This window comes from Priestia sp. SRI_019 (genome assembly GCF_057586255.1).
The window spans coordinates 1-4667 of the sequence record NZ_JBYCZN010000022.1 but is presented as its reverse complement, the minus strand read 5'-3'; the positions used below and the strand labels follow the sequence as shown (position 1 = coordinate 4667).

4 protein-coding genes and 1 tRNA gene are annotated in these 4667 nt (G+C 36.8%); all 5 read left to right on the top strand.

Annotated elements, in window-relative coordinates; genetic code table 11:
- The first annotated feature begins 11 nt into the window (after positions 1–11).
- Positions 12–88, top strand: a tRNA-Met gene (locus tag AC2YJL_RS27565).
- 139 nt (positions 89–227) lie between these two features.
- Entirely contained in the window at positions 228–833 is a 606-nt protein-coding gene (locus tag AC2YJL_RS27560; RefSeq protein WP_251569222.1) for a hypothetical protein, read from the top strand.
- Positions 834–1185: 352 nt separating this feature from the next.
- Positions 1186–1683: a GNAT family N-acetyltransferase gene (locus tag AC2YJL_RS27555; RefSeq protein ID WP_195695502.1), complete on the top strand. Its 498-nt coding sequence runs from the start codon at positions 1186–1188 to the stop codon at positions 1681–1683.
- Between the two features lie 249 nt (positions 1684–1932).
- On the top strand, positions 1933–3705 hold the full coding sequence (locus tag AC2YJL_RS27550) for an extracellular catalytic domain type 1 short-chain-length polyhydroxyalkanoate depolymerase (protein ID WP_251569221.1): 1773 nt from the start codon (positions 1933–1935) through the stop codon (positions 3703–3705).
- Positions 3706–3984: 279 nt separating this feature from the next.
- Positions 3985–4667, top strand: a 683-nt coding sequence (locus AC2YJL_RS27545) for a LysM peptidoglycan-binding domain-containing protein (protein WP_487375091.1), incomplete at its 3' end; no start/stop codon positions are given.

Below are 4667 nucleotides of genomic sequence, written 5' to 3'. Positions count from 1 at the left end.
ATTTTTATTATCGCGGGGTGGAGCAGTTCGGTAGCTCGTCGGGCTCATAACCCGAAGGTCGCAGGTTCAAATCCTGTCCCCGCAACCAAATTATCTTTTATACATACTTAAATATATCATTATTATCCTTAGGCATAGCCTAAGGATTTTTTGTTTGGCTATATTTATAAACACTTGTTTAGGTTATGATATAAGATAGTGATGCAGATTAATCAGGAGGTTTTTTTATGTTACAAAGTAATATTCAAACTTATATTGAAAAAAAAATGAACGTTCAAGGTCAATCTTTATCTCTATACCAAGAAGAAAAGGAATATGCGTTGCAAAAAGAGTTGGTACCGCAAAACCTGATGATAGAAGAAAAAGAGGCATCTTTACGTTTTAAAGATTCTTATATCGAAAGAGTAGATAAAGAAACGGACGAGCTGATCGCAGAAGAATCTCCTCTTTCATTTTTAGACACGCCCATTTCTTACTTGAAAGAACACAGAAGCGAATTTCTATATGTAGAATCAAAATGGTTCGAATTTATTAAGCTTGATGGATGTTCTTTTGAAGTGGATGATATGTTTGGCACATATAAAGTATTAACGGGGCTACATATGCAAAAAAAATTCGGTTCTTTACTAAAACAATTTTTTGCTAAAGAACTTAATGAAAGCCCAACAAGCGTCCAGCTTTTATTTAATGATAAAGATGGATTATGGGATGTGAATATTGAGTTAGATGCTATAAAAGAGTTTAATGAAAAAATGTCGATAGGTGAAGTTCTTGTTCTTACATATCGTTTTTTCTTTCATCTAGTAGAGTATGTAGAGAACGAAAAAGCTTAAGAGATGATGATTACTTTCACTGTAAAGCATAGAACATAGTTTCTATGCTTTTTGTGATGAGTAATACGTAATGAAGTAATGAATGCTAAATGAAGCTGGAAATACATTTACATCTCTATGTTTTTATGGAATGATAAAGAGTATCTTTACATATATGACTGCTATGGGTAAGGAACAACTATCAGGAATCTTTCTAGTTTTTTGAGAAAGTAGCTCACATATTAGCTGTTAATAGCACTCAGAGCAAGAAAGCTTCCGTAGGATGAAGTATAATATATACATACAGGAACTATTTTTAACTTTATAAAAATGTCTGCTGACGTATGGGATTATAAATAAAGAGGGGATGTTCATGTTATTAAGAAAAATAAAGTCTGAAGAATTGGCAGAAGTCTATCAAATGGGATATGCCGCATGGCCTAAAGGCAGGACGTACAAAGAGTATGTGAGAGATAATCAAAAAGAAGAAACATATGGAATTCGGTATGTATACGTAAATGAAGAGGATCAAATTATTGGTTCATTTATTTTGCTTCTTTTACAAACTCCTCGATTAAAGTTTGCTTTGCATGGTATTGGATCGGTTGTTGTACACCAGCTTTATCAACGAATGGGGTATGGCCGCGATATGCTTGAAGACTTTTTTAAAAAGATGAAGATAGAGAAGCGCAGTGCTATTTTTATGCTGTATAGCGATATTCTTCCTGAATATTATCATCAGTTTGGGTTTAAGGATCTCCCTTCTCATTTACAACGTTATCCTCAATCCATTGCTATGGTAAATTGCAGCGAGTCACAATATGAATACTTAAGTAAGCAATCCATAGAAGACATACCGGCCTATTTTTAAAAGGTATGTCTTTTTTATAGTATTTATCGGTACAATCGTTTACAATTTTATGTAAGCGTTTTCTTTTTTGGGGAGATGAATGATTTTATTCGTCCTCATAACCGTAGGCAAATCGTGCAGTTAATATAAATTTTATTACATAAAACCTTGCTATCATCTTACTAGTAACTCTTATTCATTTCCATACCATACCGATATGTACGTTTGCTGCTAAGTATAACCATATCAATATAAGGAGGAAGCAGGAAGATGAAACGATTATTTATAGCAGGGATGATTTTTATACTTTTTTTATCTTTAGGTGCTGTATCTTCTTCAGCCGCAGGAAGTTTTACCTCTAAAACATATAACGGAAGGACATACAAACTGTACGTACCTAGCAGTTATCAGGGAGGTGCTGCCTTACCTCTAGTAGTTATGCTACATGGCTGTACTCAAGACCCTGATCAATTTGCAGCAGGAACACAAATGAATGAACTGGCGGAGACAGAGAAGTTTCTTGTTCTTTATCCAGAACAACCCTCTTCTGCTAATTCAAATAAGTGTTGGAACTGGTTTGATACGGCTCATCAATCAAGGGGAAGCGGTGAACCAGCGTTAATTGCTGGAATAGCCAATCAAATAAAAAGCAGTTATTCAATAGATGCCGACCAAGTCTTTGTTGGGGGGCTATCTGCTGGTGCAGCTATGAGTGTTATTATGGGAGCTACTTATCCAGACATATTTGCGGCTATCAGCGTTGGGGCTGGCTTAGAATATAAAGCAGCGACTAATGTGACAGGTGCTTATACAGCAATGAGCAGTGGAGGTCCTAATCCTATCCAACAAGGAGATTTAGCCTATTCAGCCATGGGAGATCATAAACGAGTGGTTCCAGTTCTTTTGTTTCATGGGACAGCTGACTACACTGTTGCGCCTATAAATGCGCATCAAATATTATCGCAATGGGCTCAAACAAATGATAGAGCGTCTGATGGGCTGGATAATAACAATATTGATGATACGGCAGATCAAACTGCAACAGGTACAGTATCTGGTGGAAGAAGCTATACGCAATATATTTACAAAGATACAGCAGGAAAAACAGTAATGGAAAAGTACATGATAGAAGGAATGGGACATGCTTGGTCAGGGGGAAGTACATCCGGTTCTTATACAGATCCTAAAGGACCAAATGCAACTAAATTAAGCTGGAACTTTTTTAGAAGCCATCCGAAAAGTGGTGATGCTCCTAATCCAGGAGATATATCCCCACCGGTTACAGCTGCTTCACCAGCGGGAGGAACGTATGGAAGTTCTGTTTCTGTCACATTATCGACCAATGAACCTGCCACCACTTACTATACATTAGATGGAAGCATACCAACTGTTAATTCTCTAAAGTACTCTGAGCCTATTACCATCAACTCTAGCAAAACAGTAAAGTTTTTTAGTGTAGACACAGCGGGCAACCAAGAGGAAGTAAAGACGGAAGTTTATCAAATTTCTGGAACTTCAGAGAAATCTTCAGTATTTTCTTCGCTTGCTGCTGAAGATGGATTTATCGGAAACTTATCAGCTGACGGTATGAGTAGTTCTATTCATAAAGTTGGGGATAAAGGAATGTACAATACCGACACATACCGAACCATTTTATCTTTTGACACAAGTTCTTTACCTGATGATGCAATCATTACGGATGTATCTTTAAAAATTTATCGCAAATCTCCAGCTGGTAATATTTCATCTTTGAAAGGCGATATTAAAAGCGGTGTATTTGGAACTAGCAGTGCTTTAGAACAAATAGATTATCAGGCTTCACCATCTATTTCAGCGGGCTTCCAAATGTCAGTGCCTTCACTCAATAATGGCTATACAACTATTCAATTTCCTTCCTCACTTTGGGGATATATGAATAGGACCGGCAAAACTCAGTTTCGCTTGTCAAGCTCAGGTCCAGCGGACTTTTTAAGTGACGTAGTTGACATTTATGGGGGCGACAATCCTGCATACGCTCCAACTTTAACTGTTTCATATAAGTAAAAAAACCTTCTAAAAGCTAACTGCTTTTAGAAGGTTTTTTTTGCTGATAAGTTACTTTTATCACCGAATACAACTCCAACTTTTTATAGAGTTTTCTTCAAATTTTGACATGATTTTGATGAAATTTAATCATTATTCAAAAATGAATTGTCAGAAATATTACAAGAAAATGTTTAAAATTAATTAAATCCGTAATAAAAGTAAAATATTCCTGTAATGGAAGTGAAATGAACAGGTGGTATCATTCAGTCATTGAGTAAATAAGGAGGTATTCGGAAAATGAAGAAATTTGTATTTACTCTAGGGACAACGGCAATTCTTTCAGCAGGATTTGTAGGTGCAGCATCTGCCTCTACAAGCGGAACGTATGAAGTACAAAAAGGTGACACTTTATGGAAAATCGCTCAAAATCATAATGTGAGCGTAGACGAGCTAAAAGATGCTAATAACTTAACATCAACACTAATTTATCCAAATCAGACACTAAACTTATCTAGCATAAAAGAAATCGTACATACTGTAAAACGTGGTGACACTTTGTGGTCAATCGGTCAACATTATGGCGTAACAGTAGAAGAAATTAAAGAATGGAACGGTTTAACATCAGACTTAGTTTTCCCTGGAGAACAATTTAAAATTAAAACGGCACAAGTAGCTCAATCTCAAACAGCTAGTGCGCCAGTAGCAAAGGCAGCTCCACAAGCGCAGCAGTCTCAAACGGCACAAGCTCAGCAAGAACAAGCAGCACAAGAACAAACACAAAAAGAACAAGAGCAAGCTCAAGTAGCACAAGCACAGGCAGCACAAGAACAAACACAAAAAGAACAAGAGCAAGCTCAAGTAGCACAAGCACAGGCAGCACAAGAGCAAGCACAAAAAGAACAAGAGCAAGCTCAAGTAGCACAAGCACAGGCAGCACAAGAGCAAGCACAAAAAGAACAAGAGCAAGCTCAAGCAGCACA

Bases quoted from the DNA above. Each gene is read 5' to 3' on its own strand.
- AC2YJL_RS27560 (WP_251569222.1), top strand. From the start codon at position 228: ATGTTACAAAGTAATATTCAAACTTATATTGAAAAAAAAATGAACGTT.
- AC2YJL_RS27555 (WP_195695502.1), top strand. From the start codon at position 1,186: ATGTTATTAAGAAAAATAAAGTCTGAAGAATTGGCAGAAGTCTATCAA.
- AC2YJL_RS27550 (WP_251569221.1), top strand. From the start codon at position 1,933: ATGAAACGATTATTTATAGCAGGGATGATTTTTATACTTTTTTTATCT.